The sequence below is a fragment of the Gemmatimonadota bacterium genome (assembly GCA_009841265.1).
Taxonomy (GTDB): Bacteria; JAAXHH01; JAAXHH01; order JAAXHH01; family JAAXHH01; genus JAAXHH01.
This window is the reverse complement of the sequence record VXMB01000014.1, coordinates 565,491-592,002: the sequence shown is the minus strand read 5'-3', so window position 1 is coordinate 592,002 and position 26,512 is coordinate 565,491. Positions and strand designations below refer to the sequence as shown.

Below are 26,512 nucleotides of genomic sequence, written 5' to 3'. Positions count from 1 at the left end.
GTCAGATGCCGTCGACGAACCGTCCAGGGTTCAGCGTGCCCTTCGGGTCGAAACGTTTTTTGAGCATTTCCATGATGTGCCGGTTCCCGCGGGTCGAACCCCAGACGCCGACCCGTTCCTTCAGGGCGGCGGGGGCGTGTTCCACCACGAAGACGCCCTGTTCTTCCGAAGCGTTCCGCAGGGTCTCGAACAGGCTCGCCAACCCATCGTAATCTGATTCCGGGAACGTCCCGTCCCGGTAGAAGACGAAGGCCACGTGACCGCTCGCGAAATGAGAAAGCAGGCCGCAGCCGATGGACAGGCGCCGGCAGCCTTCGTCCGCCAGCCGGAAGAGTGCTTCCACCCCGTCCGGCGTAACGCCGGCCCGGCAGGTCACCCCGGGTCCCATGCCCTGGGGCAGGAGACCGCCTCCTGGAAAAGCCCGCATCCCGTCCAGCACCCGTCGGTATCCGTCTCCGTCCACGGTCATAACTGCGGCCGCCCCTGAATCCCGGAAGATCCGCTCGCATTCCCCGGCCTGCCAGTCCACCGTCTCATCCGTGCCGATCATTCCCGCGACGACGGCGAAGTCCTGGTTGTCCCGGATGCCGCCGTCCCCGCCGCTGTATGATCGGGACCCGGCCCCAACGCCATCCGTCCGGACCCCGCTGCCGTCCGCCCCGGACCCGGCCCCGAGCCCGGCGGCCTCCCCGGTGAGGAGAGAGCGGGTGGCGGGACTGGCCACTTCCAGGAAGGAGGGCATGACCTCCGAATCCATGACCCGGAAGGCGCATTCGGCCGCCTCCCCGATCTCCGCCATGGTCCCGATGAGGAGCCTGCCAGCCGCCGGCAGGGGCTGCAGCTTCAGGTTCACTTCCGCCAGGATGCCGAGCGTGCCGAGCGACCCGATGTACATCTTATTCAGGTCGTAACCTGCCACGTTCTTGACGACCTGCCCCCCGGACCGGACGACGGTGCCGTCCGCCTGAACCACCCGGGCGCCGATGACCAGGTCCCTGGCCGTGCCGAAGGCAGTCCTGAGCACGCCCGAGGCATTGGTGGCGAGCGCCCCGCCCAGCGTCCCCGCGTCGCCGTGGGGCGGGTCCAGCGGCAGATACTGGCCCCGTTTCCCCAGCCCGGCCTGCAGTCCGGCCATGGTAATGCCGGCCTCCACCGTGGCCGTCTGGTCCGCGGGCTCGTGCGCGACGATCCGGTTCAGTCGTTCCAGGGAAACCACGATGTCTGCGCGGGAGGGCGGATGGCCGAAGTCTATCTTGGTGCCGCCGCCCCGCGGGATGACGGCGAAACCCAGTTCCGAAGCCATCTGCACGGTGGCCGCGAGCGATTCCACGCTTCCCGGGGCCACGACGGCCGAGGGAACGACCCCTTCCACGGCATGGGAGGCCAGCGCTTCCGGGCTCGCCGGGGCATAGCCGTCCACGAGGGATCCGAGCCTGCTGTGCAGCACCTCATCGGACATGGGGGAACCTGAGTGCCTTCGTGTCTATAGCAGCGCCGCCTGGCGGTTGGTGTATTTCAGCTCCGCCGTTCCGCATCCGATGCAGGATCGGTTCGTGGGAAACATCTTGCCGGGATTGCTGAGGTTCTCCTCGTCGAACACCGCCTTGACCGTCTCCATGGCCTCGATATCCGTTTCATTGAAGATCAGGGGCATCAGGTCGACTTTTTCGTATCCGATGCCGTGTTCCCCGGTGATGGATCCGCCCAGGTCGACGCAGGCCCGCAGTATCTCGTTGCTGGCCTCCACGGTCTTCCGCGCCTGTTCCTCGTCCCGGTCGTCGTACGCGATACAGGGATGGATGTTGCCGTCCCCTGCGTGGAATACATTGCCGATCAGCAGTTCGTATTTCCCGGCCGTCGCCTGGATGACCCGCATGATGTCCGGGATCTTCGTGCGCGGTACCACGCCGTCCTGCACGTAGTAGCTGGGACTCAGGCGCCCCATGGCGCCGAAGGCCCGCTTGCGGCTCATCCACAGCAGGGCGCGTTCCTTGTCGTCCTCCGCGGTGCGGATATCGCTGGCCCGGTTCTCCCGGCAGACCTCGGCCACCGCTTCGGCCTGGGTGTCCAGGCCCGCCTCGTGACCCTCGAGTTCGATGATCAGCACGGCTTCGGCATCCAGGGGAAATCCGAATTGGTAGGCCGCCTCGATGGCGCCGATGGCGACCTTGTCGATCATCTCGAGGGCCGAAGGTACGATCCCGCGCGCCACGACGCCGGCGACGGCGCGCGATGCGTCTTCCACCTGGTCGAATACCACCAGGAACGTCCGCCAGGCCTGGGGCAGGCGGGTCAGCTTGACCCACGCCCGTGTAACGATGCCCAGCATGCCCTCGGATCCGATCAGCAGACCGCGCAGGTCGTAACCCACGGCGTCTTCCGCCTTGCCGCCGAACCAGGTGATCCGCCCGTCCGGCAGGACCACTTCCACGCCCAGGGTGTGGTTGGTCGTAACCCCGTACTTCAGGGTGTGGGGACCGCCCGAATTCTCGGCGATGTTGCCTCCGATGGTGCAGGCGTACTGGCTCGAGGGGTCCGGCACGAAGTGATAGCCCTGCTTACCGGTCTCTTTCGACAGGTGCAGGTTGACCACGCCGGCTTCCACCAGCGCCCGCTGGTTGCGGAAGTCGACCTCCACGATGCGGTTCATTTTAGTCAGCGCGATCATGACCCCGCCGTCGGGCGGCAGGCTCCCGCCGCTCAGGCCGGTGCCCGCGCCGCGCGCAACGAAGGGAATCCGCGCTTCATGGAGAATCCGGACCACGGCCGCGACGTCCTCCGTCGTGGTGGGGTAGACGACGGCGTGCGGGACGTTCCGGTCGATGGTCAGCCCGTCGCATTCGTAGACGATCAACTGGTCGGGCGCGTCGATGACGTTCTCCCGGCCCAGCACGGCCGCTAGCCGTTCAACGAGCTGGTCTTTGTTCATCGGTCGCCTCCGTGCGTATTGAGTCCCCAACGCTACGACCGTGTCAGGTCGAGGAATTCCATCCGGGTGCTGCGATCATCCCTGAACACGCCGAGCATAGCGCTCGTCGTCGCCTTGGAGTGCTGTTTCTCCACGCCGCGCATCATCATGCAGAGGTGGCCGGCTTCCATGACGACGGCCACCCCCAGGGGATCGAGACAGGCCTGCAGGGTCTGGGCGATCTGGAAGGTCAGGCGTTCCTGCAACTGGAGCCGCCTTGCGAAGACGTCCACGATGCGGGGGATCTTGCCCAGCCCGATGATCTTGCCGTTGGGAATGTAAGCGATATGGCACTGGCCGAAGAAGGGCAGCATATGGTGCTCGCACAGTGAAAAGAACTCGATATCCTTCACCAGTACCATCTCGTCGCAATCCTCTTCATAGATAGCGCCGTTCAGGACGGTTTCAATGCTTTTGTCATAACCCTGGGTCAGAAACCGCAGGGACTGCGCCACGCGCAGGGGCGTGCGCCTGAGGCCGTCCCGGTCCGGGTCCTCGCCGATCTCCGCTAGCAGCGACCTCGTCAATCCCTCGATCGGGTCCATCGTGGTCACCGGTCCTCCTCGCCATAGTATTCGAAAGCGTTCTTGGACGTCTCCACCAGGCGAATCCGGTAGAGCGAAGGGGTATCGAAGCATGGAAGAAGCCGCTTCCAGATCACCCTGAGCAATTCCTCCGATGTCGGATTGACCGTCCTGAATTCCTCCAGGTCCCGGTTCAGGTGGCGATGGTCGTAGCGATCCACGACTTCCTTCTGCAGGACCTCATCGAAACGCCCCATGTCGATGACCGTCCCGGTCTTCTCGTCCACCGGGCCGCGGACCGTCACCTCCAGTTCATAGTTGTGTCCGTGGCCGTGGGGATTGTTGCACTTACCGAATATACGCACGTTTTCTTCGTCGCTCAACCTTATACTGTGCAGGCGGTGGGCGGCGTTGAACTCGACGCTTCTCGTGACGTGGACCATGCTGTCGTCTCCGGTGTATGCGATGTTTCTCGTACGGCTCTCGCGCAGCAGGACGCGCTTGAGTTCGCACGGCCCGGTACCGCCTTCCAGCGCGTGCCAGAGGTACCGGACGAGCCTTTCGCTGGTCGGCGCCGGACCCTCCAGGGCGCCGTGGTCGTGGTTCAGGTGGCTCAGGTCCAGCGGTTCGATCACGGCGCGCAGCAGCCGCTTGACCTCGGTCAGGTTCAGGACCACGCCGGTCCGGGGATCGACCGGCCCCCCGAAGGTGAATTCGGCTTCGTAGTCGTGACCGTGGCCCGTGCCGACGGTGCAGGAGCCGTACACCCGCCGGTTCCTGGCCTCCGTCCACCCCGGGTTGCGGCACAGATGCGCCGCCGAGAACCGGGTTTTTCGCGTAATGAGCATAATGCGGTGGGATGCGACGGCCGGCGTTCTGCAACGCTTTGACTGCCCAGCCGGCGCGCGGCGGTCGACAGTTTATAACGCTTTGACAGCCCTGTCGGCGTGCGACGGCCGATGAGTTATAACGCTTTGACTGCCCTGTCGGCGTGCGACGGCCGATGAGTCATAACGCTTTGACTGCCGCCTCCGTCACGGTACGGACGGCTTCTTCAAGCGTGCCGTTGTACGTTACGCCCGCGGCGTTCTTGTGGCCACCGCCGCCCAGGGCCACGGCGACCTGGTTGACGTCGGTTTCCGGCCGGGACCGCAAGCTGATCTGGACCGTACCTTCCTTGCCTTCCACGAATATGATCCCGATCTCGACGCCGGCGATGGTCATGGTTACGTCCACGAACCCGCTCGTGTCCGACGACCGGGCGCCGGTTTCCTCTATCATGGACCGCGTAACGGTCAGCCAGGCGACTCGGTCATGTCCGGTAAACTGTATATCGGAGAGCGCGCGGCCCATGAGCCGGGTACGGGCGCCCGTGTTCCGGTTGTAGATCTGGTCGTAGACCCGGGACGGGTCGACGCCCGTAGAGAGGAGTTTGGCCGCGACGATATGGGCGCACGGCGCGCTCCTGGCGAAGCGGAACGACACGGTATCGGTCAGGATGCCCGTGTACAGCGCGTCCGCCGCCCTCGACGTGAGCGGCGCGCCGATCGAGTCGATCAGATCGTAAATCAGTTCAGCCGTTGAGGACGCCTTCGTGTCGATCACCGACAAAGGCGTGATCAGTTCAGTGTAGGGATGGTGGTCGATCACGATCTTGACCGCCGCCGATTCCTCCAGCGGCTTCCGCAACCGCCCCAGCCGGTCCCAGCCGTTGGCGTCCACGATGACGACCACGTCCGCGGCGGCTAGGCGCCCCGACTCTGACTCATCCTCCGAAGCGGGCGCGAGGATTTCCTCGTCGGGGTCCAGCCAGGTATAGGCGGCGGGAATGGCGTCGTTCATGGCGACGACGGCGTCCTTCCCCAGCGCCTTCAGACACTCGTATACCCCCAGGGCCGATCCGATCGAATCCCCATCGGGATTGACGTGGCTGGAGATCACGAAGGACTGGTTCGATGCGATGACTGCCTTGACTTCATCCCACATGGCGATCTTCCATGGATCGGTCCGTTCGGCGTCGCGTAGCCCTTCTTCGCCGGACGCCGGTCCGCGCAGTGTCGCGTAGCGTCTCTTCGCCGGGCTTCGGTCTGCACGGCAAGCCGTTGATTCCGCCTGGGTCCGCCGAATCGGGTGATCCGGCGTGCCGGTAGGAAACGCTGAAAATAAAGTTCAGCCGCCTTTCATGTCAAGGTTTATTGTTGATCCTGAGCGGATCGGAAACGGGTTAAATGGTTGATAAATAAGTGTTTTAATTGACACGCCGCCGGCCGGCCGGTAGTATGCATGGGATCCGGGAAAACGCCCGGCCTCAACGCCTTGCCGCCTACCGGGCGGACCAGGCCTTCCCCACAGCCTCCCGATCTGCACACGCCCATGTCGAACGCCCTCGTCCTGTTCATGAAAGCCCCGAGACCGGGGACCGTGAAAACCCGGTTGACGCCGCGGGTAACGATGGACGAGGCCGCGGAACTCTACCGCGCCTTCATCCTGGACACGCTGCACCTGGCCCAGCGGACCGCAGCCGCTTCCCTCTTCGTGGCCTGGACGCCCGACGACGGACGGACGGAACTCGGATCCGCCCTGGGCTGTCTGGGAGATCCCTATGTGAACTGGCTTCGTCAGCGGGGCAGCCATCTCGGGGAACGGTTGTCGAACGCCTTCACGGCCTTCCGGCAAGACGGATGGGAAAAGACCGTCGTGCTGGGCGGTGACAGCCCCCTCCTCCCCCCGGCTTACGTCGAAGAGGCATTCGAGGCACTGGACCGGCACGACGTCGTGCTCGGTCCCGCCGATGATGGCGGCTACTACCTGATCGGACTGGGCGGTCCGGGCGCATCAGGCGGACCAGGAGGTCCCGGCAGTCCGGGCGATCCAGGCGACCCGGACATGCCGGACAGTCAGAGACGCCGGAAAAACGCCTCCGACCGGTACGACCGACTGTTCGAATCCATCCACTGGGGCACCGGCCGCGTGCTGCGGCAGACCCGGGCGGCTATCCGGACATGCGGTTTTTCCAGCCACGAACTCCCGTCCTGGCACGACGTGGACCGTCCCGCCGACCTGGACCGGCTCGCCCGGGAAATACGGGCGCTACGCGCCGGCGGCGACCACCTGACCGGCCGATGCACGGAAACCGCGCTCGCCGCGGTGAGCCGGGAAGGGAGGGACCAATGAAAGCCGGGCAGGAAGCCCTGCAGCGTCAATTCGCCCGTCTGCCTTCCGTGCGCCTGGTGCAGGGCGAATCCCGCATCGAGGCACTGCGCGGCCGGTTCGAGGACGGGCAGATCGACGCCGCGATCCGGAAGGTGCTGCGCGACGCGCGGGAGCGGATCCGGCTTCGTCCCCCGGAGAATGCAGAGGACGGATTCGCGCAAGAGGACGGATTCGCGCCGGAGCGCTTCGCCGAGCGGGCCGCCACGCGCCTGGAGGATGAAGCCCATTCGGCGGGCGGGGTGCTGATCAACGCTTCAGGTATCGTATTCCATCCGCTCGCGCGGGAACCCTACGCCGGAACGGCCGCCGGGAGCGCCTCGAGGCTGGCCCTCACCCTCGCGGCTTACGAGGAAGACGGCCGTACCGCCGGACTCGTGCGCGATTTGACCGGTGCCGAAGACGTACTGGTCTGCCGGTCCGTCGCCGACGCCTTCCTCCTTGCGGTCCGGGCGCTCGCGGGACGGGCGGAAGTGATCATCGGCCGCAGCCAGGCGGGATTGATCGACGCGCCATACGAGGATCGGCCCGTGAACCCGGTGTCGCTCTGCGCGCTCGCCGGCGCCACGATGATCGAGACCGGCGCAACCAACAAGTCCCGCCTGTCCGACTACGGACGCGCGATGGGAGACCGGACCGCACTGATCGTCACGGCCCGTCCGTCCACCTGCGCCCTTCGAGGTTTCACCGAAGAAGCGGCCCCGGAGGAAATCGTCCGGGCCGGAGCGGAATCCGGCGCCACGGTGCTTCACCTGGCCGGCGATACGACGTTGCGCCCGGTCTCATCCGCCCCGTTCGCGGCCAGGCGCTCGGTCACCGATGCCGTGCGGTCCGGCACGCCACTGATCATCGCGGCTGGAGGCGGCCTCATCGGCGGGCCGCCCTGCGGACTGCTGATCGGGACACGACAGGTCATCGCGCGGCTGAGAGCGCACGGCACCTGGCCGGCGGCGCAGGCCTCCCGGCACGTGAGGGCGGGATTCGTCGCCCGGCTGGCGGAACTGGCCGATAGCTCCTGCGACCTCGCGTGCCATCCGGCGGCCCACATGCTCGCCGCGACCGGGGAAGAGGTAGGCGCCCGTGTCCGCCTGCTGTTCGAACGCCTGTCGGAAGACGGCCGGCTCCGCGGCGCGTGTGACGTGGTCGAAAGCCGGGCGTATCTTACGGCGTACCGCCTCCCCGCCGACGGCTTGCCCGGTTACGCCGTATCCATACGCCCGCCTGGCGGCGATCCCGTCGGCCTGGCGGACCGGTGGTTGAAGGGAACCCCGCCTCTGCTGGTGGATTGCGGCCGGGACCGAATCCGCATCGACACGCGGGGCGTGGAAAGAAACCGTATCACCGACGTCTCGCACATCGTGCGGTCCGGCCTGTAACTTTTCGGCCTGTAACTTTTTCCGGCTTATAACTTATGGAAATAATAATACTTGTACGGAAACGGCGGGCCGGATATATTCGAACCGTACCACCGCAATCCGCAATCTTTCAACCGGAACAACGTAATCTTGCAAATAGAGCAAGTCGTATCCGACGTAATCCACGTCGGCAAGCGGATGTATGACCGGGGATACGTAGCCTCGAACGACGGAAACTTAAGCGTTCGACTGTCCGAAGACCGATTGCTGATCACGATGACCGGGGTGAGCAAGGGTTTCCTGGACCCGGACAAATTCGTGATCGTCGATTATGACGGCGCGGTGATCTCGGGGATGCACGAACCGTCGTCAGAGATGAAAATGCACCTCATGGTGTACCGGGAGCGTCCGGACGTGCACGCCGTGGCCCACGCCCATCCCCCGGCGGCGACGGGTTTCTCGGTGGCCGGCGTGCATCTGCCCGATGCCCTGCTGCCCGAGGTGATCGTCTCCCTGGGATTCGTACCCATCGCGCCCTACGGGACGCCGGGAACCATGGAACTGGTCGAATCGCTCCGGGGATTCGTGCGGGACCACGACGCGATACTGCTGGAAAACCACGGCGCGCTGACCCTGGGTCCGGACATCGTTTCGGCCTATCACAAGATGGAAACCATGGAGCACTGCGCGCAGATCGCCCTCGTGGCGCGCATGCTCGGCCGGGTCAACACCATAGACCAGGAGAACGTGGACAAGCTGCACCGCCTGCACGGCCGGCCCTGTTCATCCGGCGGAAAGAAAGAACACCGGACCGAGGAACCTACATGACGACAACGCGCAGAGAACTGGTCAACGAAATCAGCGAGACACTGGGACTGAAAAAGACGCAGATCTATCCCGTGATCGACGCGCTCTTCGAAATCATGCGGGAGAACCTGGTCGAGGGCAACCGGATCGAGATCAGGGGATTCGGCGCGCTGGAGATCAGGAATACCCGCCCCAAGCCGGCGGCCCGCAATCCGCGGACCGGCTACACCATCGAGGTTCCGGCCCGCCGGAAAGCCAAGTTCAAGCCCGGCAAGATCCTTAAAGAAGCATTGCGCGCCCAGCGGAAGCGTCGGGAATAACCGCCGACGCGCGGGCATCGACGCACCCACGCCAATCAGCGAGACATGCCTCCCTACTACCCGGTCGGCAAGCTGCCCGCGGAAGACCTGGACCGCATCCTGCGCCGCTATGCTTCCGGCGCCGACCCGAGACTGCTCGTGGGCCCGGGCATCGGTCGGGACGCGGCGGTCATCTCGTTCGGTTCCAGCGTACTCGTCTCGAAAACCGACCCCATCACCTTCGCCACCGAGGAAATCGGCTGGTACGCCGTCAACATCAACGCCAACGACGTCGCCGCCATGGGCGCGGCGCCCCGGTGGTTCCTCTCGACCATACTGCTCCCGGAAGATAAAACCGACGCCGACCTGGTGGACCGCATTTTCTCCGGCCTGGCCGACGCCTGCCGCGAACTCGGCATCACCCTCTGCGGCGGACACACCGAAATCACCCACGGCCTGGACCGGCCGCTGCTCATCGGGCAGATGCTGGGGGAAACGACGGCCGACGGCTATGTCTCCGGCGACGGCGCCCGGGTGGGCGACCGGATCCTGCTGACCAAGGGGATCGCCATCGAGGCGACGGCGCTGATCGCCATGGAAAAAAGCAACGAGGTCCGGACGCGATTCTCCGACGAATTCCTCGAGACCTGCCGGCGGTACCTCAGGCAACCCGGCCTCAGCGTGGTCAGGGAAGCCCGCCTCGCCATGGAGACCGGCGGGGTCCGCGCCATGCACGATCCCACGGAGGGCGGACTCGCGTCGGGACTGCGGGAGATCGCGGTCGCTTCCGGGGTCGGCATGCTTATCGAGGAGGACCGGATTCCGCTGCTGCCCGAACCGGAGGCCCTCTGCGCGTTTTACGGCCTGGATCCCCTGGGCGTCATCGCGTCGGGCGCCCTGCTCATCGTGGTGGAAGCGGACCGTGTGCAGCCCCTTGCGGCCTGCCTTGGCGAAGCCGGCATACCGGTCGCCGAGATCGGGTCCGTAGAGCCTCCCGAGTTCGGAATCCGGATCAGGAGCAAGGGTGAAATCGCCGATCTCCCGGCCTTCGACCGGGATGAAATCGGCAAGGTGTTCGAAGCGACGTAACGCCGTCCGGGACCGGTAAAAACACTTGCATACGGACCCCCGGAAGCTTAGATTTGGACAGCGAAAACCGAAAAGTACGGTATACGGCCAGGGGTCGTTCTTCGGCCCGGTTCCAATCACATCTTCGCATTCCTTCAGGAGCGCATCATGGAAAAAGTGATGGAAATCATCGTTTTCCTCATGAAGCACATGCAGGATGAAAAAGGCCGATTCAACGACATCGCCGACGTCTCCCAGACCCTGGTCGGCCACGGTTATACCCAGCAGGAGGTCAACACGGCCTTCGCCTGGCTGTTCGACCGCCTCCAGGCGCAGGCGGAAGTCGTGGTCGATCCGACCAAGCCGCTCCAGCCCAAACCCAACCGGATTCTGCACGCCGTGGAACAGCTGATGATCCAGCCCGACGCGTACGGCTACCTGCTGGAACTTCGCGAACTGGGTCTGATCACCGATACGCAGACCGAACTGATCATCGAACGGGCCATGCTGACGGGCGCCCGTTCCGTCACCCGGGACGATATCAAAACCATCGCCGCACCGATCCTGCTCGAGTCGGAATCCGGACAGGTCATGATCTGGCTGCCCGACGACCTCGAAGAGGGCATCATCGGGAACTGAAGTCCTACTTTCCTTCATCTCCAGCGCGACTACTTTCACGCGACTACTTTATAACATGTCCAAATCACTCGTTATCGTGGAGTCCCCGGCCAAGGCCCGTACGATCAAGAAATACCTGGGCAAGGATTTCGAGATCATGGCGTCGGTGGGCCATGTCCGGGACCTGCCGCCCAAGAGCCTGGGCGTCGACGTCCAGAACGGTTTCCAGCCCGAATACGTAACGATCCCGGGCAAGGAAAAGGTCGTGAAAGACCTCCGCAGCGCAGCGCGGTCGGCCGATCAGATCTTCCTCGCGACCGACCCCGACCGGGAGGGCGAGGCCATCGCCTGGCACGTGGCCAGCCAGCTGGGCAACAGCAAGAAGGAAGTGGGGCGGGTGCTCTTCCACGAGATCACCCCCGGGGCGGTGCGGACGGCGATCGACAAGCCCGTGTCGATCGACATGCAGAAAGTCAACGCCCAGCAGGCGCGCCGCGTCATGGACCGTCTCGTCGGGTACCAGGTCAGTCCCTTCCTCTGGAAGACGATCACCGGCGGATTGAGCGCGGGCCGGGTACAGTCGGTGGCGCTGCGGCTGATCTGCGAACGGGAAGTGGAAATCGAGAAGTTCAAGGTCGAGGAGTACTGGTCCATTACGGCACACCTCCGGTCGGAGGGGGACGCCGTGTTCCCGGTCAAGCTGATCCGCGTGGACGGAGAGAAGTTCAACCTGCCCGACGAGAAGTCGGCCCGGGCGCTGATCGAGGACCTGCGCGGGAAGACCTTCGAAATCGAGGACATCACGCGGAAGCGCACGCAGCGCAATCCCTATCCGCCCTTCATCACCAGCACCCTGCAGCAGGACGCGGCCAGGCGCCTCCGGTTCACCACCCAGAAGACCATGATGATCGCCCAGCAGCTCTACGAAGGCATCGAGCTGGGCGACGAGGGGGCCATTGGGCTGATCACCTACATGAGGACGGACTCGACCCGGATCGTGGACGAGGCGATCGCGGCCGTCCGGGACCTGATCGGCCGGGTATACGGCGACGAATACGTCCCCCCCAAGCCGCGGAGGTTCAAGACCAAGCCGGGCGCCCAGGACGCCCACGAGGCAATCCGGCCCACGGCCGTGGACCGCACCCCGGAGAAGATGAAGCCCTTTCTGACGAAGGACCAGTACAGGCTGTATGAACTGATCTGGCTGCGCTTCGTGGCATGCCAGATGCGACCGGCCCGTTTCGACGTGACCACCGTGGACATCCGTTCCGGGAAGTACCAGTTCCGCGCCACGGGCACCGTGCCGACCTTCGCGGGATTCCTGAAGGCCTATGAAGAACCGGTCGACGAGGACGCGGAAGGCAAGGACGACGAGAAATCCCTGCCCGATCTGCGGAAGGACGAGAAACTTGCCCTGGAAAAGCTCGAACCCAGGCAGCATTTCACCCAGCCCCCGCCCAGGTACACCGAGGCGAGTCTCGTCAAGGAACTCGAGGTCCGGCAGATCGGCCGGCCGAGCACCTATGCCCAGATCATCAGCACGCTGCGCATGCGCAAGTACGCGGCCATGAAAGCGGGCCGGTTCACGCCGACGGACCTCGGCATGGCCGTAAACCGGATCCTGGTCATGGCTTTCCCGGACCTGTTCGACGTGGCGTTCACCGCGAAGATGGAAGACGCGCTGGACCGCATCGAAACCGGGGAACTGGACTGGACCGGCACCCTGGTGGACTTCTACCAGCCCTTCAACGAGCGGCTGCAGTCCGTAAACGCCCAGCGGTCGGAGCTGAAGAGCACGCTGACGGAGGAGACGGACGAGAAATGCGAGAAATGCGGCAAGCCCATGGTCATCCGATGGGGCCGCAACGGCCGGTTCATGGCGTGCGGGGGATTCCCGGCATGCCGGAACACCCGGCCGATGAACGGCGAAGAGAACGCCGACTTGAACACCGACGAAGTATGTGGGAAGTGCGGCGAGAAAATGATCGTGAAGACCGGCCGGTACGGCCCGTTCCTGGCGTGCAGCGGATATCCCCGCTGCCGGGAGACGCGGCCGGTCAACCTCGGGGTCGACTGTCCTGAAGAAGGTTGCGACGGGTTCCTCACGGCGCGCCGGTCGCAGAAGGGCCGGAACTTCTACGGTTGCAGCAACTACCCCAAGTGCCGTTTCGTGGTGTGGGACAAGCCGGTCGACCGCCGCTGTCCACGGTGCGACTATCCCCTCATGGTCGAGAAACAGGAAAGATCCGGCCGTGAAGCGCTCCAGTGCCCGTCGTGCAAGCATCGCGTCCGGGCCGCCGAGTCGCAGCCCGACGGTTCCGGCGAGGCGGACCAGGCGGGGCAGCTGGGCCAGGCGGACCAGGCGGGACAGACCCTCCAGGAGGCTTGACCGATCATGGAGAAACTGGTCAGCGCATTTCTCGATCATCTCGAGATCGAGCGCAATTACTCCCGGCATACCCGGTCGGCCTATGCCGGCGACCTGGGCCAATTCCAGTCTTTCCTCTCCGAAGACGGCGGCGCCGATCCGCCGGACCCGGAGTCCATCGACAAGTCCGTGGTGCGGGCGTTCCTTCACCACCTGCACCGGGAAGGCTTCAGCAGGCGGACCATCGCGCGCCGTTTCGCGGCCGTGCGGTCCTTCTTCCATTATCTCTGCCGGGAAGGGATCGTTTCCTCCAACCCGTGCGTCTACCTGACCACGCCGAAATGGGACCGACACCTGCCCCGGTTCCTGGACAAAAGCCAGGTGGAAGCCCTGCTCGGCCAGCCCGACCGGAGTCGGCTACTCGGGCTGCGGGACGTGGTCATCCTGGAACTGCTTTACGGAGCGGGCATGCGGTTGTCGGAGCTCGTAGGACTCGACGTCGGCGCGATCGAAATGACGGAGGAACGGATCCGCGTGATCGGGAAGGGGGACCGGGAACGCATCGTGCCGCTGGGCGGGCCCGCGTTGTCCGCGCTGGCGGCCTATATGGACGTCCGTCCCATGCTGATCAAAACGGGGCGGGAAGATACGGCGGCACTCCTGCTGAATCAACACGGCCGCAGGCTGACGGGCCGCGGGGTCCAGTACATCCTGGGGAGATACGGTCTCCGGATCAGCCAGCAGGGATTGACGCCCCACATGCTCCGCCATACGACCGCTACGCACCTGCTCGACGCCGGAGCGGACCTGATGGCGGTCAAGGAACTGCTCGGCCATGAACGGCTTTCGACCACGCAGGTCTATACCCACGTCGCCCTCGACCGCCTCAGGAAAACGTACGAAGAGGCGCATCCCCGCGCCTGATCTATGAACGGGACGCCGGACCACTCCGCGCTGAAGATTCCGGTCAGCCTGGCCAGCCTGGTCGGCCTGATCGGCCCGGCCTGCCTGGTCGCCATGGCCTGCCTGGTCGGCCTGGTCGCCGTGGCCTGCGCCCGCGAAGGCATGCCGCCCGGCGGTCCGCGCGACCGTATTCCACCCTGGGTGGTAGAAACCGATCCCCCGGCGGGTTCGACCCACGTGCCGCTGGACGTTTCCCCGAAGCTTACCTTCAGCGAACGCATTCAGCCCCGTTCCATCGAAGGCAACCTGTTCATCGCGCCGATCGTCGAATTCGAAGCCGAAGCGAGCTGGCGGGGCAACGAGATCACGGTCCGGTTCGAGGAACCCCTGCTGGCCGACAGAACCTATATCATCACGGTGGGCACCGGCTTCAGGGACATGCGCAGTAACCGCATGGATTCGACCTTTGTATACGCGCTGTCGACCGGCCCCAGCATCGAAGAGGGGGAGGTCAACGGCCTGACGGTCCACGACGGCCAGCCTGCCAGGAACACCTATGTCTGGGCCTACAACATTGCCGGGAAGCCCGAACCGGACCCGGCCGGCACGACCCCGGACTATCTGACCCAGGCCGGCAGGGACGGTACCTTTACCTTCACCCATCTCTCGGCCGGCCGTTACCGCCTCTTCGCCTTCCTGGACCAGGGCAGAGACCGTCTCTACGACGCGGGCGTGGACCCCATCGGGGTGCCCACCCGGGACGTCGTCCTGTCGGAAGAGGGCATGTCGGAAGAGGGCATGTCGGAAGAGGGCATGTTGGACGGTCCCATGTGGTTCCGGATGGCCGTGAACGATACCGCCGCCATGCACGTGATGTCCGCCCGGGTGTCCCACCGGCGTGCACTGAGTGTCTTCCTGAGCGAGGCACCCCGCGCGGACATGGTCCGGGGCACGGGCGCCTATGCCATCGCCGGCGTGGAGGAAGGCGAAAGCCTTGAGGTCACGTCCGCGTACCAGGATCCGGCGGATCCGGCGACCATCGTGCTCATCACGGCGCCCCAGGTCCGCGACCGGGTCTATCGTCTGACTGTTACCGGACTGGAAAACACCTGGTCGGAACCGATGGATACGACGGAGAACACCGCCGAATTCACCGGATCGGCCATAGAGAACCCGCCGGCGCCGAGGCTCCTGGAAGTCCATCCCGGCAACCGTTCGCGGGACGTCGCACAGTTCGTCGAGCTCCGGTTCTCGTTCAGCGAACCCGTTACCCTGGAGGAGGGGGCCGTTGTCCTTAGGGATTCCACGGACCAGGAGGTCGGCGGGGATCTACGGTGGATCGACGCCACGGTCGCTGTGATGCGGCCCGATAGCCTGCTGCATACGAGTGCCGACTACGAGATTCTCGTACTGGCCGGCCTGGTCAGGAACGGGTTCGATCAGCCGCTGCAGGCCACGGGCGACCGTCCCGACACGCTCGCGTACACCTTCTCGACCATCGATCCCGAGAGCTACGGTTCGCTGTCGGGACGGTTCGAGGACGAAGACCCCGCAGGGGCGGGAGCCGTGGGGATCTCCCTTTACCCGTTGCGGGACGCGGAGCCCGCATCGGAGGTCGAACTGGCCGGGCCCGGAGGTTTTCGGTTTGACAACGTGCTGCCGGGCCGGTATATCCTTCAAGCCTATCGCGACGCGAACGGAAACGGTAAATTCGATTACGGCAACGCCTTGCCATTCGTTCCCGCCGAACGGTCCATGGTCCATCCGGACACCCTGGAAGTACGATTGGGATGGGAGACGGAAGACATAACGCTCAGGCTGAACCGTTAGCGGCCCGGTGCGTCAGGGGAGTAACTCATGAATAACGGCAAAAGCGCTCTGGACCTGCGGGAAGCGGTGGGCACGCTGAAGACGCAGGGCATCGTGACCGTCGAAGGCGTATTCTCCGCGGAAGAGATGAATGCGTTCCGCGGACTGCTGGACCGGACCATCGCGGAGGCGAGCCGCGTAGCGGAATACAAGGGTCGACCGACCGACAAGCTCCTCGGGAAGTCGAAGGACACGGTCTGGCTGCTGTGGGAACTCTACGCCGTGTGCGAAGGCGGACTCCGGTTCTCCCGGCATCCCGCCATCGTCAGCGTGCTGGAACGCGCCCTGGGCGAGCCGGTCAAACACGCCAGCATCGGTACCATGTTCGACAAGGTGGCCGGCGGCGACGCGGAGATCGGATGGCACCAGGACACCTTCTTCATCGTGGACCCGCCCCGGGACCTCGATCTTTCCGGCCACTGGAACCAGTTTGGCCACATACACATCAGGCCGGCCGACATAGATTGGAAGGAAGACCTTTTCCAGAAGACCATCATCGTCCGCATCAACGTGGACCCTCAGACCATCGAGAACGGCGCCATGAAGGTCCTCCCCGGCTCCTATCTCGAAGGACCTCTTGAACTGAAGGGCGGACCCGAGGCCTATGTCGCAAGCCACGAGCACGAGGCCATCGACTGCACGGCGGGCGAGGGAAGCGTCACCTTCTACTATCCCACCATGCTCCACAGTTCGGAGGTCAGTACGGCGCCGCCCGGCGTGCATCGGCGGGCCGCCGCCCATCGGGTTCGCGCGGAAAGCCTGCAGATCCCCGGCTGGGACTGGCCCTCGGACTGGCCCGAAGGCACAGAACGGATCCGGCCGGAAACGGGATTCGATCTGGATCCCTTCGCCTGATCGCTGCCAGGACACCAAACCCTAACGCCGGCCCGATCCCTCAGTTCCGCGCCGTTCCTCCCTGCAACGTACCCTAACGCCAGCCAGATCCCTAACGCCGGCCAGATTCTCGCCCGAGTTCACCGATGTACAGGGTGGAGAAGGCCGGAGCGAACCCGCTCCACCTCCGGTCGCCGTACCGGTTTTCCTCGATGCCCAGGACCCACGGCTTGCTCAGGGTCGCGTTGACCATGTTGTGCAGGAACACGCCCGCGGCCTGCTCGGCCAGGATCACCTCGGCGTCCTGGTACATGGAGACGCGCTTCTCCTCGTTGAATTCCCGTGCGGCCGCATCCACCAGTCGGTCGAACCCGTCGTGTTTCCAGTCCTGCCGGCCCGATCCCGCGGGCTGGGAGCGCCAGGGCACCGCGATCATGTCGCTGGGGTCGGGGTAGTCCATGTTGAACCACAGGAAACCCCAGGGGATCTCGTGGTTGCGCATGAAGGCGTTGAAGGCGTTTGTGGACTGCTGCCGCAGGTTCACCTCGATGTCCAGGTGGTCCTCGAACATCTGCTGCATGGCGACGACCACGTTCCATTCATCGGGCGTCGGCGGCTGGCCCCGCACCCAGAGTTCGAGCGGGGGCAGTCCCTTTCCGCCGGGGTAGCCGGCCTCCGCCAGTCGCTGCCGGGCCAGCTCCGGATCGAAGGCCTGGTACGCGCGGATCCGCTCCGACTGGTACCCCGGGAAGCCCTTCGGAAGCATGCCGTAGGCCGGCGTGGCGGCGCCGCCGAGGACGACGTTGCAGATGGACTCGCGGTCGATGGCGTGGGCCAGGGCCTGGCGCAACCGGATGTTGTCGAAGGGCGGCTCGCGGGTCCTGAAGATCGTATAGTACGTCCCGAAGTTCGGATAGGTAATCAGCTCGCGGTTCAGGACGGGATCCAGCCGCGCGTGATGGTAATCGGGCCCCATGACGCCGATCCGGTCGAACTCGCCGTTCTCATAGGCCGGCAGTCCCCGCCAGCCCGGCAGGATGAAGGTGAACTCGATGCGTTCGAGGTATCCCTTCCAGGGTCCGTTGTAATGGGGATTCAGCGCGTAGGTCATACTGACGTTCTTGTCCCACGACGCGAGGCGCCAGGTGGAATTGGACACGCAGTACTCCGGTTCGGACCACCTTATCCCGTATTTCTCCACCTGCCACCGGGGCGCCGGCACGGAAGTAAAAAAGGTGAGGATGTAGGGAAAGTGCGAGCACGGTTCTTCGGTCTCGATCACCAGCGTGCGGTCGTCCACGGCCCGGACGCCGACGGCCTGCGGGTCGCTCGACTGTCCCGTGTTGTAAGCCCGGGCGCCCTTGATCGGGTAGTAGAAGTAGGCGAAGATATTGGCGTGCGCGGGATCGAGCAAGCGGCGGAAGGACCATTCGAAATCGTGGGCGGTCACCGGCCGGCCGTCGCTCCACTTCGCGCCTGCGCGGATCGTGAAAGTCCAGGTCACGTGGTCGTCCGCCACGGACCAGGACTCGGCGGCCGCGCCCCTGATCTCCATGTCTTCGTCGAAGACCAGCAGGGATTCGAAGAGGAAGGCGTTGAACTGGGCGTCGAAGAGGGAGATGCCCACGTCCAGGGTGGACGGTTCCAGCATGCTCAGCCGGATGTACTGCTCGCTGAGCGGAGCGGCGTCTGCCGGCAGTACCCGCCCCACCGAATTGACACGCGAGGTCTGCGTCCCGTCGCCGGGCCCGTCACCCGGTGACCCGCAGGCCGCTGCGACAAGCGCGGCGGCGCAGATCAAGACGTAAATCCGTCCTCCCATCGTGCCCTCCCGGTCGCCGCGGAACGCTACGACATGAAGCGCCTGTAGCTACGCCTCGGAACCCCCGCCGGCCACGAGGCCGGTGCTGCAGCCGCGGGCCGATTGGTCATTCTTCGGCGAAGGCGGCATCGAAGGCCACGTCGGACGGCGGGAAGTCGACGCCCTTCGTGAAGGCGCAGGCTTCCTCGGCGCCGTGCTCGCGGTCCATGCCGCTGTCCTCCCACTCGATGGAGAGGGGACCCTGGTACCCGATCTCGTTCAGCGCGCGGACGATCTCCTCGAAATCTATGCTGCCGCGGCCGAGGGACCGGAAATCCCAGTACCGGTCGGAATGGCCGAAGTTCACGTGTCCGCCGAAGACGCCGGCCCGGGTCGGGCGTTCCGACCACCAGACGTCCTTCATGTGCACGTGGTAGATTCGGTCACTGAAGGTCCGGATGAACTCGACGTAGTCCACCCCCTGGTAGCCGAAGTGGCTGGGGTCGTAGTTGAATCCGAAGGCCTCGCGACTATCCAGTGCGTCCAGCGCCCGCTGTGCCGAAGAGATGTCGAAGGCGATCTCCGTGGGATGCACCTCCAGGCCGAACTTCACGCCCACCTCGTCGAACACGTCCAGGATCGGATTCCAGCGCGCCGAGAAGTCTTCGTATCCCACATCGATGGACGATGGGTCCACGGGCGGGAAGGAGTAGAGCAGGTGCCAGATCGACGAGCCGGTGAAGCCGTTGGCTACATCGAGGCCCATGTTCGCTGCGGCCCGGGCGGTCTGCTTCATCTCCTCGGCCGCGCGCTGGCGCACGCCTTCCGGGTCCCCGTCCCCCCAGACATGGGGCGGCAGGATCGCCTCGTGGCGGGCATCGATCAGGTCGCAGACCGCCTGACCGGCGAGATGGTTGCTGATGGAAAACACCTGCAGGCCGTGCTTGTCCAGCAGCGCCCGGCGGTCCTCGCAGTACGCCTTGCTTTCGGCGCCCTGTTTCACGTCGAAATGGTCACCCCAGCAGGCCAGTTCCAGACCGTCGAACCCCCAGCTCGCCGCCTTCCCGGCGAGCGTGTCCAGGGTGAGGTCCGCCCACTGGCCGGTAAATAGCGTTACGGGACGAGACATGATTGACTGCTCCTTTCAGTTTCATAGTCGGCGTGTACGGCGCGGAGGCCGCCGGTTGATGGCGGGCGCCCCACGCCGGTATCGCGTTCACAGGCCGCAGGCCTACAGGTCGGCGATCCGGACCCAGCTGCCGTTCTCAGCCGACAGCGTAACGGCTTCCAGCACGGCCTGGTCCCGGACCCCTTCATCGAAATCCGGATGGAGGTTGTCGTCGGCGCCGGCGATGGCCTGCATGAGATCGTACACCTCATGGATGAAGGTGTGCTCCCAGCCGATGATGTGCCCGGGCGGCCACCACCGGTCCATGTAGGGGTGGGCGCCTTCGGTCACGATGATCTCGCGGAAGCCCTGCACGTGGTCCTCGTCTTCCCGGTTGTAGTACTGGAGCTCGTTCATCTTCTCCAGGTTGAAGGCGATGGAACCCTTGCTGCCGTTGATCTCGAATCGGTTTCCGTTTCTCCTCCCGCCGGCGAAGCGCGTGGCTTCGAAGGAGCCCACGGCGCCGTTCTCGAACCGGGCCAGCGCCAGGGTCGTGTCGTCCACGGTCACCGGTCCCGTCCGCGTGGAACCGCCGGCGCTCGCGCCCAGGGCCGAATCGATCTCCTCCACGATGGGACGCTCCTTGATGAAGGTCTCCTGCATGCCGGTCACCTCGGTGATCTCTCCGATGAGATACCGGGCGAGGTCGATGATGTGGGCGTTCAGGTCGCCGTGGGGACCCGAGCCGGCCTTCTCCTTCTGAAGCCGCCACACCAGGGGGAAGTCGGGGTCCATGATCCAGTCCTGCAGGTAGACGGCGCGCCAGTGATACACCTGGCCGATGCGGCCTTCTTCGATGAGCCGCTTCGCCAGCGCGACGGCGGGCACCCGGCGGTAGTTGTAGGCCACCATGCTCTTCACGCCCGCCCGGTTCACGGCTTCGGCCATGGCGCGGGCTTCCGCCAGGCTGTTGGCCAGCGGTTTTTCGCAGAAGACGTGCTTACCCGCTTCGGCGGCGGCGATGGCGATCTCCGCGTGGCTGTCGCCCGGTGTCGAAACGTCGACGAGATCGATGTCGTCGCGGGCGATCAGCGTCTTCCAGTCGGTCTCGTAGCCTTCCCACCCGAACTCCGCGGCCGCGCCTTTCACGTTCTCCTCGTTGCGCCCGCAAATGGCTTTCATGACCGGCATTCCGGCCGCGTCCGGGAAGAAGAAGGACATGTCCTTGAAGGCGTGGCTGTGTGCCTTGCCCATGAACGAATAACCTACCAGGCCTACGTTAACGTTGCGTGCCATGTATTGCTCCTTTCTCGTCTCTCGCGCCGCCGGGGCGGTCACGTTCGCCGCCGGGGCGGCCCAATCTCGCCGGGGCGGCCCAGTTCAGGATGCCAGTTTTTCTTCCACGTAATCTTTCAGCTCACTGATGGCCACCCGGTCCTGCGCCATGGTATCCCGGTCGCGGACCGTCACCGCCTGGTCATCTAAGGTCTGGAAGTCGACCGTCACACAGAGCGGCGTGCCGATTTCGTCCTGGCGCCTATAGAGCTTGCCGATGGCGCCCGTGTCGTCGTACACCGTGCGTATCCTGCCCCCGGACTGCAGCGACCTGCGGATATCCCGGGCCGTTTCTGCGAGCCGGTCGTCGGTCCGCTTCAGCGGGAAGACCGCCACCTTGACCGGGGCCAGGTGGGGCCTGAGCCGCAATACCGTCCGGTAGTGGTCGCCGATGACCTTCTGCGACAGGTTCCGCAGCGTCTTGCCCTCCTTGATCCGGTCCGCGCCCGTCATGGCCAGGAGCGCGTCGATGCGCGGCATGCTTTCGGGCAGCTCGCCGGCGATCGCCTCCCCGAAGACCAGCAGGGATTCCCGCGTTTCGTCCGGCATCTTGCTGTTTTTCGCGACCGACGCGTTGAAGGCGTCCAGCCCGTCCTTGACGGCCGAAAGCTTGTCTTCCGGCGGTGCTTTCACCATGGATTCATCGTAGGCTTCGCTGAGTACGGCCAGCAGGCAGCGGCCGACACCCGCCGACGGCTCGACCACGAAGGGGATTACGTGGCGATTCGCCTGCGGATCGAAATAGGAAAGCCGGGTCGTGCTGGAAGAGTTTTCCGGTACCTGCGCCGTGAGGTCGTACTGTTCCTGGTACCGCGTGTGGGCGCCCAGGTCGAAGTCCGTCCGGCTCGCGATGCCCTCCAGTTCCTCAAAGCCGAGGGTGGGATACCTGTACATCAGGTCGTAGGTTTTCTTCGAGTAATGGGCGAGATCCTCCCGCGGCACGTCAAGGATCTGGATGTTGTCCCGGCTGACGCCGATGTGTTCCCACCAGGCGAGACGGTCCTCCAGCCAACGGTCCTGCCATTCGTCCTCGGTACCCGGATGGACGAAGAACTCGATCTCCAGCATGTCGAACTCGCGGACGCGGAACAGGAAGTTGCGGGGATTGATCTCGTTGCGGAACCCCTTGCCCACCTGGGCGATGCCGAAGGGCAGCTTGCGCGCCGTGGTGGTCAATACATTGTTGAAATTGACGAAGATGCCCTGGGCCGTTTCGGGACGCAGGAAGGCATAAGCCCCTTCTTCCGATACCGGCCCCACCTGGGTCTTGAACATCAGGTTGAAGGGCCGCGGCTCGGTCAGGTCCGTGGATCCGCAGGCGGGACACACACCCTTTACCTGGTCGGCGCGCCACCGTCCCTGGCACTTGCGGCAGTCCACCAGGGGGTCGACGAAGGTCTCCTCGTGACCCGAATACTTCCAGGTCAGCGGATTCATCAGGATGGCGCTGTCGAGCCCCTCCATGTCATCCCGCTCATAGACGTTGCGCCGCCACCAGGAGTCCACGATGTTGTTCTTCAGCTCGACGCCCACCGGGCCGTAATCGTACAGGCCCTGCAGGCCGCCGTAGATTTCCGAGCCCGGGTAGATGATTCCGCGGCGCTTGCAGAGCGAGACGAGTTGTTCCAGCGAAACAGCGGCCACCGCGTTCCTTTCCGGTTTGTACAGTGGGGAGATGACAGGCAGCACGGCGCTTCCGGCACGCCGAAAACAACGCGTTCACCATAACGAAAACCCCGTGCGGTGTCAACCCAAAAGGCCCCCGCCGCACCTAAAATATAGATTGACAGGAACCGGGCCCCCGCGCATTGATACATAGCGTTTTAACGTTGTTTCGCCCTGCTTCGAAAACCCCGATCCGACACCCGGTGCCATCGATGCATGAAACGGCCATAAGCCACGACGATCTCGGCGCGGTCGCCGGCGACTTCCAGGGCCGGCCGGCCGTGCTGCACTACGGGGACGCCGCCGCCGAATACCGCGCGGTCCGGACCGCCGCCGGCCTGAGCGATCTCTCCGGCCGCGGCAAGCTGCACATGACCGGCGCGGACCGGCAGCGCTTCCTGCACCGTGTGGTGACCAACGACGTGGAGCAACTCGGTGCAGGAGAGAGCGTCTATGCCTGCATGTTGACGCCCCAGGGGAAGATCATCTCGGACATGACGGTCCACGTCCGCGGGGAAGACCTGCTCATCGACGTGGAACCGGGGATGGCGGACTTGCTCCGGGATACCCTCGACCGGTACGCCCTCATGGACGACGTCGAGATCACGGACGTCACCGAGCGGTACGGTCTGATCGGCGTGTCCGGCAGGCGGGCGGACGACTGCGTCCAGGGCCTCGCCGGTTCCCTGCCGCCGCTGCCGCCCGGCGGACACGTGGAAATCGAATGGAACGGCGTGCCCACGACCGTGGCGCGGACGCATCGCACAGGCGAACGAGACTACGATATCTACGTCCCAGCCGAAAGTGCGGACGATGTCTGGAAGGCGTTACTCGCCGGCGAGGGAGACGGCGTCAGTTGCGTGCCCATCGGATACGAGACCCTGGAGGTCCTGCGCGTGGAAGCGGGCATCCCCCGCTGCACGGCGGAACTGGACGACCGGATCATTCCCAACGAGGCGGTGAAGGACCGGGCCGTCAGTTTCACCAAGGGTTGCTACATCGGGCAGGAACCCGTCGTGATGATGGAGCACCGGGGCCGTCCCAATCGCCTGCTGTCGGGACTGGTCATCGAAGGGAAAAGGCTTCCCGGACGGAATGCCGTGATCCGTAAGGACGGGAAGGACGCCGGGTGGATCACCACGGCGGTCCACGGACGGGCGGTCGACGGGATCATCGCGCTGGGATTCGTCCGGCGGAGATCCATGGCGGCGGGCGGACCAGGCGGACCGTTGGAAGTCGAGGTGGCCGGCGTCCCGGTCCGCGCCGAAATCGCGGACCTGCCCTTCTACGACCCCAGTCCTTGATGAACGACCCCGGTCCTTGATGAACGACCCCGGTCCTTGATGAACGACCCTCGTCCCTGATGCACGACCCAGGTCCCTGATAACGGAAGGCTTTACACCGGAATCCCCGCACATCCCATGTCAAACACCACCTTCACCCTCTATTCCCCCCTGGACATGCACATCCACTTCCGCGAAGGCGCCATGCTCAGGCGCGTGGCGCCGTTGAGCGCGGAGACCTTCGCCGGGGGCGTCATCATGCCCAACCTGGTGCCCCCCGTGGACAACCTCGACCGGCTGGACAGATACGAACGGGAAGTCAGGGAGGTCGTGGAACGCCACGCCTTCGAACCCTACATGACCCTGTTCATGCGGCCCTACACCGAAAGCGAACTGGCTTCGATGAAGGACCGTATCATCGGCGTCAAGTTGTACCCTGAGGGCGTCACCACCCACAGCGAACAGGGCGTCGGCGACCTTGGCGACGTGGAGGATACCCTGGCCCTGATGCAGGACCTGGGCATCCGGCTGATGGTGCACGGTGAATCGACTGACTTCGTCATGGACCGGGAGCGCGCGTTCCTCCCTGTCTACGAAGACCTGGCCACGCGCTATCCCCGGCTGCACATCGTCATGGAACACATCACGACCCGGGAGGCCGCCGCGCTGCTGGACCGCCACGAGAACCTGTCCGCCACCGTTACGCTGCAACACCTGCTGATCACCCTGGACGACGTGGCGGGCGGCCTGCTCAATCCCCACCTCTTCTGCAAGCCCATCGCCAAGCGTCCGGAAGATCGGGACGCGCTTCTCGCGCTGGCCCTCGAAGCCCACCCCGGGCTCGTCTTCGGCAGCGACTCTGCGCCCCACCCGGTCGACCAAAAGGAGTGCGCCGGTTGCGCGGCGGGTGTATTCACCGCGCCTATCGCCCTGCAGATGCTCGTCGGGCTCTTCGAAGAACACGGCGCACTGGACCGGCTGCAGGCCTTCGTCTCGGACAACGCGAAGCGGATCTACGGTGTCGAGCCGCCGGCAAAAACCGTGGTGTTCGAGAAGACCGGGGCGGTCATCCCCGAGCGGTACGGCGACGTCACGCCCATGTATCCCGGGCGGGAATTGGACTGGAAAGTGGCGGTGGTACGGTAGAAGGGCCGGGAAGCGTGAGCCCGGCCGCGGGTCGGAACGCCGCGGGTCGGAACGCCGCGGGACGAAACGCCGCAGCCTATTCCACCCGGATGGCGTTCGAGATGATCCAGAGCCGCTGACGCTCGCCGCGCAACAGGGTGCCGCGCAGCTGGTAAACCTCGGTGTGATAGACCCCCGGGCCGGGGACCTCCACGAACAGCTCATGTCCTTCGGTCTCGATCAGGGGGACCTCGTCCCGGTACAACCGTATGCGCACCGGGCCCGATGACGGCGCGGTCACGTGCAACCGTCCGCCGTCCTGGTACTCGACACTGGACCCCATGGACTCAGTCTCCGGCCCCATGGTAAGCTCGAAGGAAAAACCGGGGGCCGGCTCGTACCCTTCCAGCACCACGTAGCAACTGCCGCGGTGGATCGCATTTAGCAGGATCTCCTCGTCGACCTCGGCGTCGCCGGTCAGTTCCGTACCGGTGATCACGTAGGTCCGGATCAATCCGAACATGCGTTCGTAGGTGGGGAAGGACAGGTGGCGTTCACCCCAGAGCTTTATGCGCTCGTGGGCGTCCAGGCTGCCGATCACGGTAACGGGCTGGCGCTGCACGCGATGCATCCAGAGGCGGATGGCCTCATCGGGACGGTCGACGAGGCTGTTGAAGACCTCGTCGGGCATGAACGGAAGGAAAACGAGGGCCCGCACCAGTTCCAGCACGCCGTCGTCGCGCCATTCGCTGTTCCCGTTGAGCACTTCCAGGCCGTCCATCTCTTCCAGGGTCCAGTCCGTCCAGGGGCGGCGGCCCGTGGGGTGCGCCGCGATGGACACGCCACCCGATTCAGAGATCTCTTCGACGAGTGCCGGGAGCCCCAAGGGGCCGTCCTGACTCACATCCCTGCCCACACCGAGGGAAAGCAGATGGCCCGCGCTGGTGTTGACTTCCTCGCCAACGAGCAGCAGTAGTCCGTCATGGTATCCCTGGTGGCCGTCGAACAGGGGTTGCATGGTGTCGTGGTCGGTCAGGACGAGGAAATCCGGTCCCGCGTTCTGCCCCGCCCTGACGATATCCGCGACGGTGCCCCCGCCGTCGGAGTAAGTTGAATGGATGTGTATGACGCCGGAATAGCGCGCGCCGCCGCCCGGTCCGGTCGTGGCACCCGGTCCGGTCGTGGTCGCGGTGCCGGCCGCCGGATCCGGCGCAGAGCGGGGAGACTCGGACCGCATGAGCAGGTATCCATCGGCGATCCATAGCAGGAAACCGGCCGCGACGAGGATTTTCAGCGATTTGCGTAGACTCGGCATAACTGTCCGCTCGGTATTTTAAGGCCCGGTCGCCCGCAGGGGGAGGACCACCGCCTC

Annotated in this window: 22 protein-coding genes; 12 read left to right on the top strand and 10 right to left on the bottom strand. The window is 64.9% G+C overall.

All coding sequences use genetic code 11. The annotated features are described in order from the left end of the window. Position 1: 1 nt before the first annotated feature. The 5 genes from F4X08_15225 to F4X08_15205 all read right to left on the bottom strand — a co-directional run bounded on the left by F4X08_15225 (position 2) and on the right by F4X08_15205 (position 5,478). Positions 2 to 1,459 (bottom strand): FAD-binding oxidoreductase, encoded by a 1,458-nt coding sequence (locus tag F4X08_15225; GenBank protein ID MYD27150.1) that lies wholly within the window; start codon positions 1,457 to 1,459, stop codon positions 2 to 4. A 24-nt stretch (positions 1,460 to 1,483) separates the two neighbouring features. Next, positions 1,484 to 2,929: an FAD-binding protein gene (locus F4X08_15220; protein ID MYD27149.1), complete on the bottom strand. Its 1,446-nt coding sequence runs from the start codon at positions 2,927 to 2,929 to the stop codon at positions 1,484 to 1,486. Positions 2,930 to 2,961: 32 nt separating this feature from the next. Then, entirely contained in the window at positions 2,962 to 3,513 is a 552-nt protein-coding gene (folE, locus tag F4X08_15215) for a GTP cyclohydrolase I FolE (protein ID MYD27148.1), read from the bottom strand. Between the two features lie 5 nt (positions 3,514 to 3,518). Beyond that, on the bottom strand, positions 3,519 to 4,340 hold the full coding sequence (locus tag F4X08_15210; GenBank protein MYD27147.1) for a 6-pyruvoyl tetrahydropterin synthase: 822 nt from the start codon (positions 4,338 to 4,340) through the stop codon (positions 3,519 to 3,521). 160 nt (positions 4,341 to 4,500) lie between these two features. Then, a complete protein-coding gene (locus tag F4X08_15205; GenBank protein MYD27146.1) occupies positions 4,501 to 5,478 on the bottom strand; it encodes a bifunctional oligoribonuclease/PAP phosphatase NrnA in 978 nt (325 codons plus the stop codon). A 297-nt stretch (positions 5,479 to 5,775) separates the two neighbouring features. Between F4X08_15205 and F4X08_15200 the strand changes: the two genes are divergently transcribed. The 10 genes from F4X08_15200 (at position 5,776) to F4X08_15155 (ending at position 16,844) form a co-directional block, all read left to right on the top strand. Further along, positions 5,776 to 6,666 (top strand): glycosyltransferase, encoded by an 891-nt coding sequence (locus F4X08_15200; protein ID MYD27145.1) that lies wholly within the window; start codon positions 5,776 to 5,778, stop codon positions 6,664 to 6,666. Beyond that, positions 6,495 to 8,078, top strand: a complete 1,584-nt coding sequence (locus F4X08_15195; GenBank protein ID MYD27144.1) for a hypothetical protein — start codon at positions 6,495 to 6,497, stop codon at positions 8,076 to 8,078. Before F4X08_15200 ends, F4X08_15195 begins: the two co-directional genes overlap by 172 nt. Positions 8,079 to 8,255: 177 nt before the next feature. Continuing rightward, on the top strand, positions 8,256 to 8,885 hold the full coding sequence (locus F4X08_15190; protein ID MYD27143.1) for a class II aldolase/adducin family protein: 630 nt from the start codon (positions 8,256 to 8,258) through the stop codon (positions 8,883 to 8,885). After that, a complete protein-coding gene (locus F4X08_15185) occupies positions 8,882 to 9,184 on the top strand; it encodes an HU family DNA-binding protein (protein MYD27142.1) in 303 nt (100 codons plus the stop codon). The genes F4X08_15190 and F4X08_15185 overlap by 4 nt, the downstream gene beginning before the upstream one ends. A gap of 45 nt (positions 9,185 to 9,229) precedes the next feature. Next, a complete protein-coding gene (locus F4X08_15180; GenBank protein MYD27141.1) occupies positions 9,230 to 10,252 on the top strand; it encodes a hydrogenase expression protein in 1,023 nt (340 codons plus the stop codon). Between the two features lie 147 nt (positions 10,253 to 10,399). Next, entirely contained in the window at positions 10,400 to 10,870 is a 471-nt protein-coding gene (locus tag F4X08_15175; protein ID MYD27140.1) for a DUF494 domain-containing protein, read from the top strand. A 55-nt stretch (positions 10,871 to 10,925) separates the two neighbouring features. Then, positions 10,926 to 13,238 (top strand): type I DNA topoisomerase, encoded by a 2,313-nt coding sequence (gene topA / locus F4X08_15170; GenBank protein ID MYD27139.1) that lies wholly within the window; start codon positions 10,926 to 10,928, stop codon positions 13,236 to 13,238. A 6-nt stretch (positions 13,239 to 13,244) separates the two neighbouring features. Next, a complete protein-coding gene (locus tag F4X08_15165) occupies positions 13,245 to 14,141 on the top strand; it encodes a tyrosine recombinase (GenBank protein MYD27138.1) in 897 nt (298 codons plus the stop codon). 3 nt (positions 14,142 to 14,144) lie between these two features. Then, positions 14,145 to 15,950 carry a hypothetical protein gene (locus F4X08_15160; protein ID MYD27137.1) on the top strand — a complete coding sequence of 602 codons (1,806 nt, stop codon included), beginning with the start codon at positions 14,145 to 14,147 and terminating at the stop codon, positions 15,948 to 15,950. 27 nt (positions 15,951 to 15,977) lie between these two features. Beyond that, complete coding sequence (locus F4X08_15155) at positions 15,978 to 16,844, top strand: phytanoyl-CoA dioxygenase family protein (GenBank protein MYD27136.1); 867 nt, start codon at positions 15,978 to 15,980, stop codon at positions 16,842 to 16,844. 91 nt (positions 16,845 to 16,935) lie between these two features. On the opposite strand, the gene F4X08_15150 is transcribed toward F4X08_15155, so the two are convergent. The 4 genes from F4X08_15150 to F4X08_15135 form a co-directional block, all read right to left on the bottom strand. Beyond that, complete coding sequence (locus F4X08_15150; protein ID MYD27135.1) at positions 16,936 to 18,645, bottom strand: peptide ABC transporter substrate-binding protein; 1,710 nt, start codon at positions 18,643 to 18,645, stop codon at positions 16,936 to 16,938. 106 nt (positions 18,646 to 18,751) lie between these two features. After that, entirely contained in the window at positions 18,752 to 19,753 is a 1,002-nt protein-coding gene (locus F4X08_15145; GenBank protein ID MYD27134.1) for a sugar phosphate isomerase/epimerase, read from the bottom strand. A 102-nt stretch (positions 19,754 to 19,855) separates the two neighbouring features. After that, entirely contained in the window at positions 19,856 to 21,028 is a 1,173-nt protein-coding gene (locus F4X08_15140; protein MYD27133.1) for a Gfo/Idh/MocA family oxidoreductase, read from the bottom strand. Between the two features lie 84 nt (positions 21,029 to 21,112). After that, positions 21,113 to 22,711, bottom strand: coding sequence for a glycine--tRNA ligase (locus tag F4X08_15135; GenBank protein ID MYD27132.1), 1,599 nt, complete (start codon positions 22,709 to 22,711; stop codon positions 21,113 to 21,115). Between the two features lie 233 nt (positions 22,712 to 22,944). Here F4X08_15135 and F4X08_15130 point away from each other — a divergent pair, with 233 nt between their 5' ends. Beyond that, positions 22,945 to 24,036, top strand: a complete 1,092-nt coding sequence (locus tag F4X08_15130) for an aminomethyl transferase family protein (protein ID MYD27131.1) — start codon at positions 22,945 to 22,947, stop codon at positions 24,034 to 24,036. Between the two features lie 117 nt (positions 24,037 to 24,153). Then, positions 24,154 to 25,161 carry a dihydroorotase gene (pyrC, locus tag F4X08_15125; protein ID MYD27130.1) on the top strand — a complete coding sequence of 336 codons (1,008 nt, stop codon included), beginning with the start codon at positions 24,154 to 24,156 and terminating at the stop codon, positions 25,159 to 25,161. 76 nt (positions 25,162 to 25,237) lie between these two features. Here pyrC and F4X08_15120 read toward each other — a convergent pair whose 3' ends face one another. Continuing rightward, positions 25,238 to 26,455 carry a hypothetical protein gene (locus tag F4X08_15120; protein ID MYD27129.1) on the bottom strand — a complete coding sequence of 406 codons (1,218 nt, stop codon included), beginning with the start codon at positions 26,453 to 26,455 and terminating at the stop codon, positions 25,238 to 25,240. Between the last annotated feature and the right edge of the window lie 57 nt (positions 26,456 to 26,512).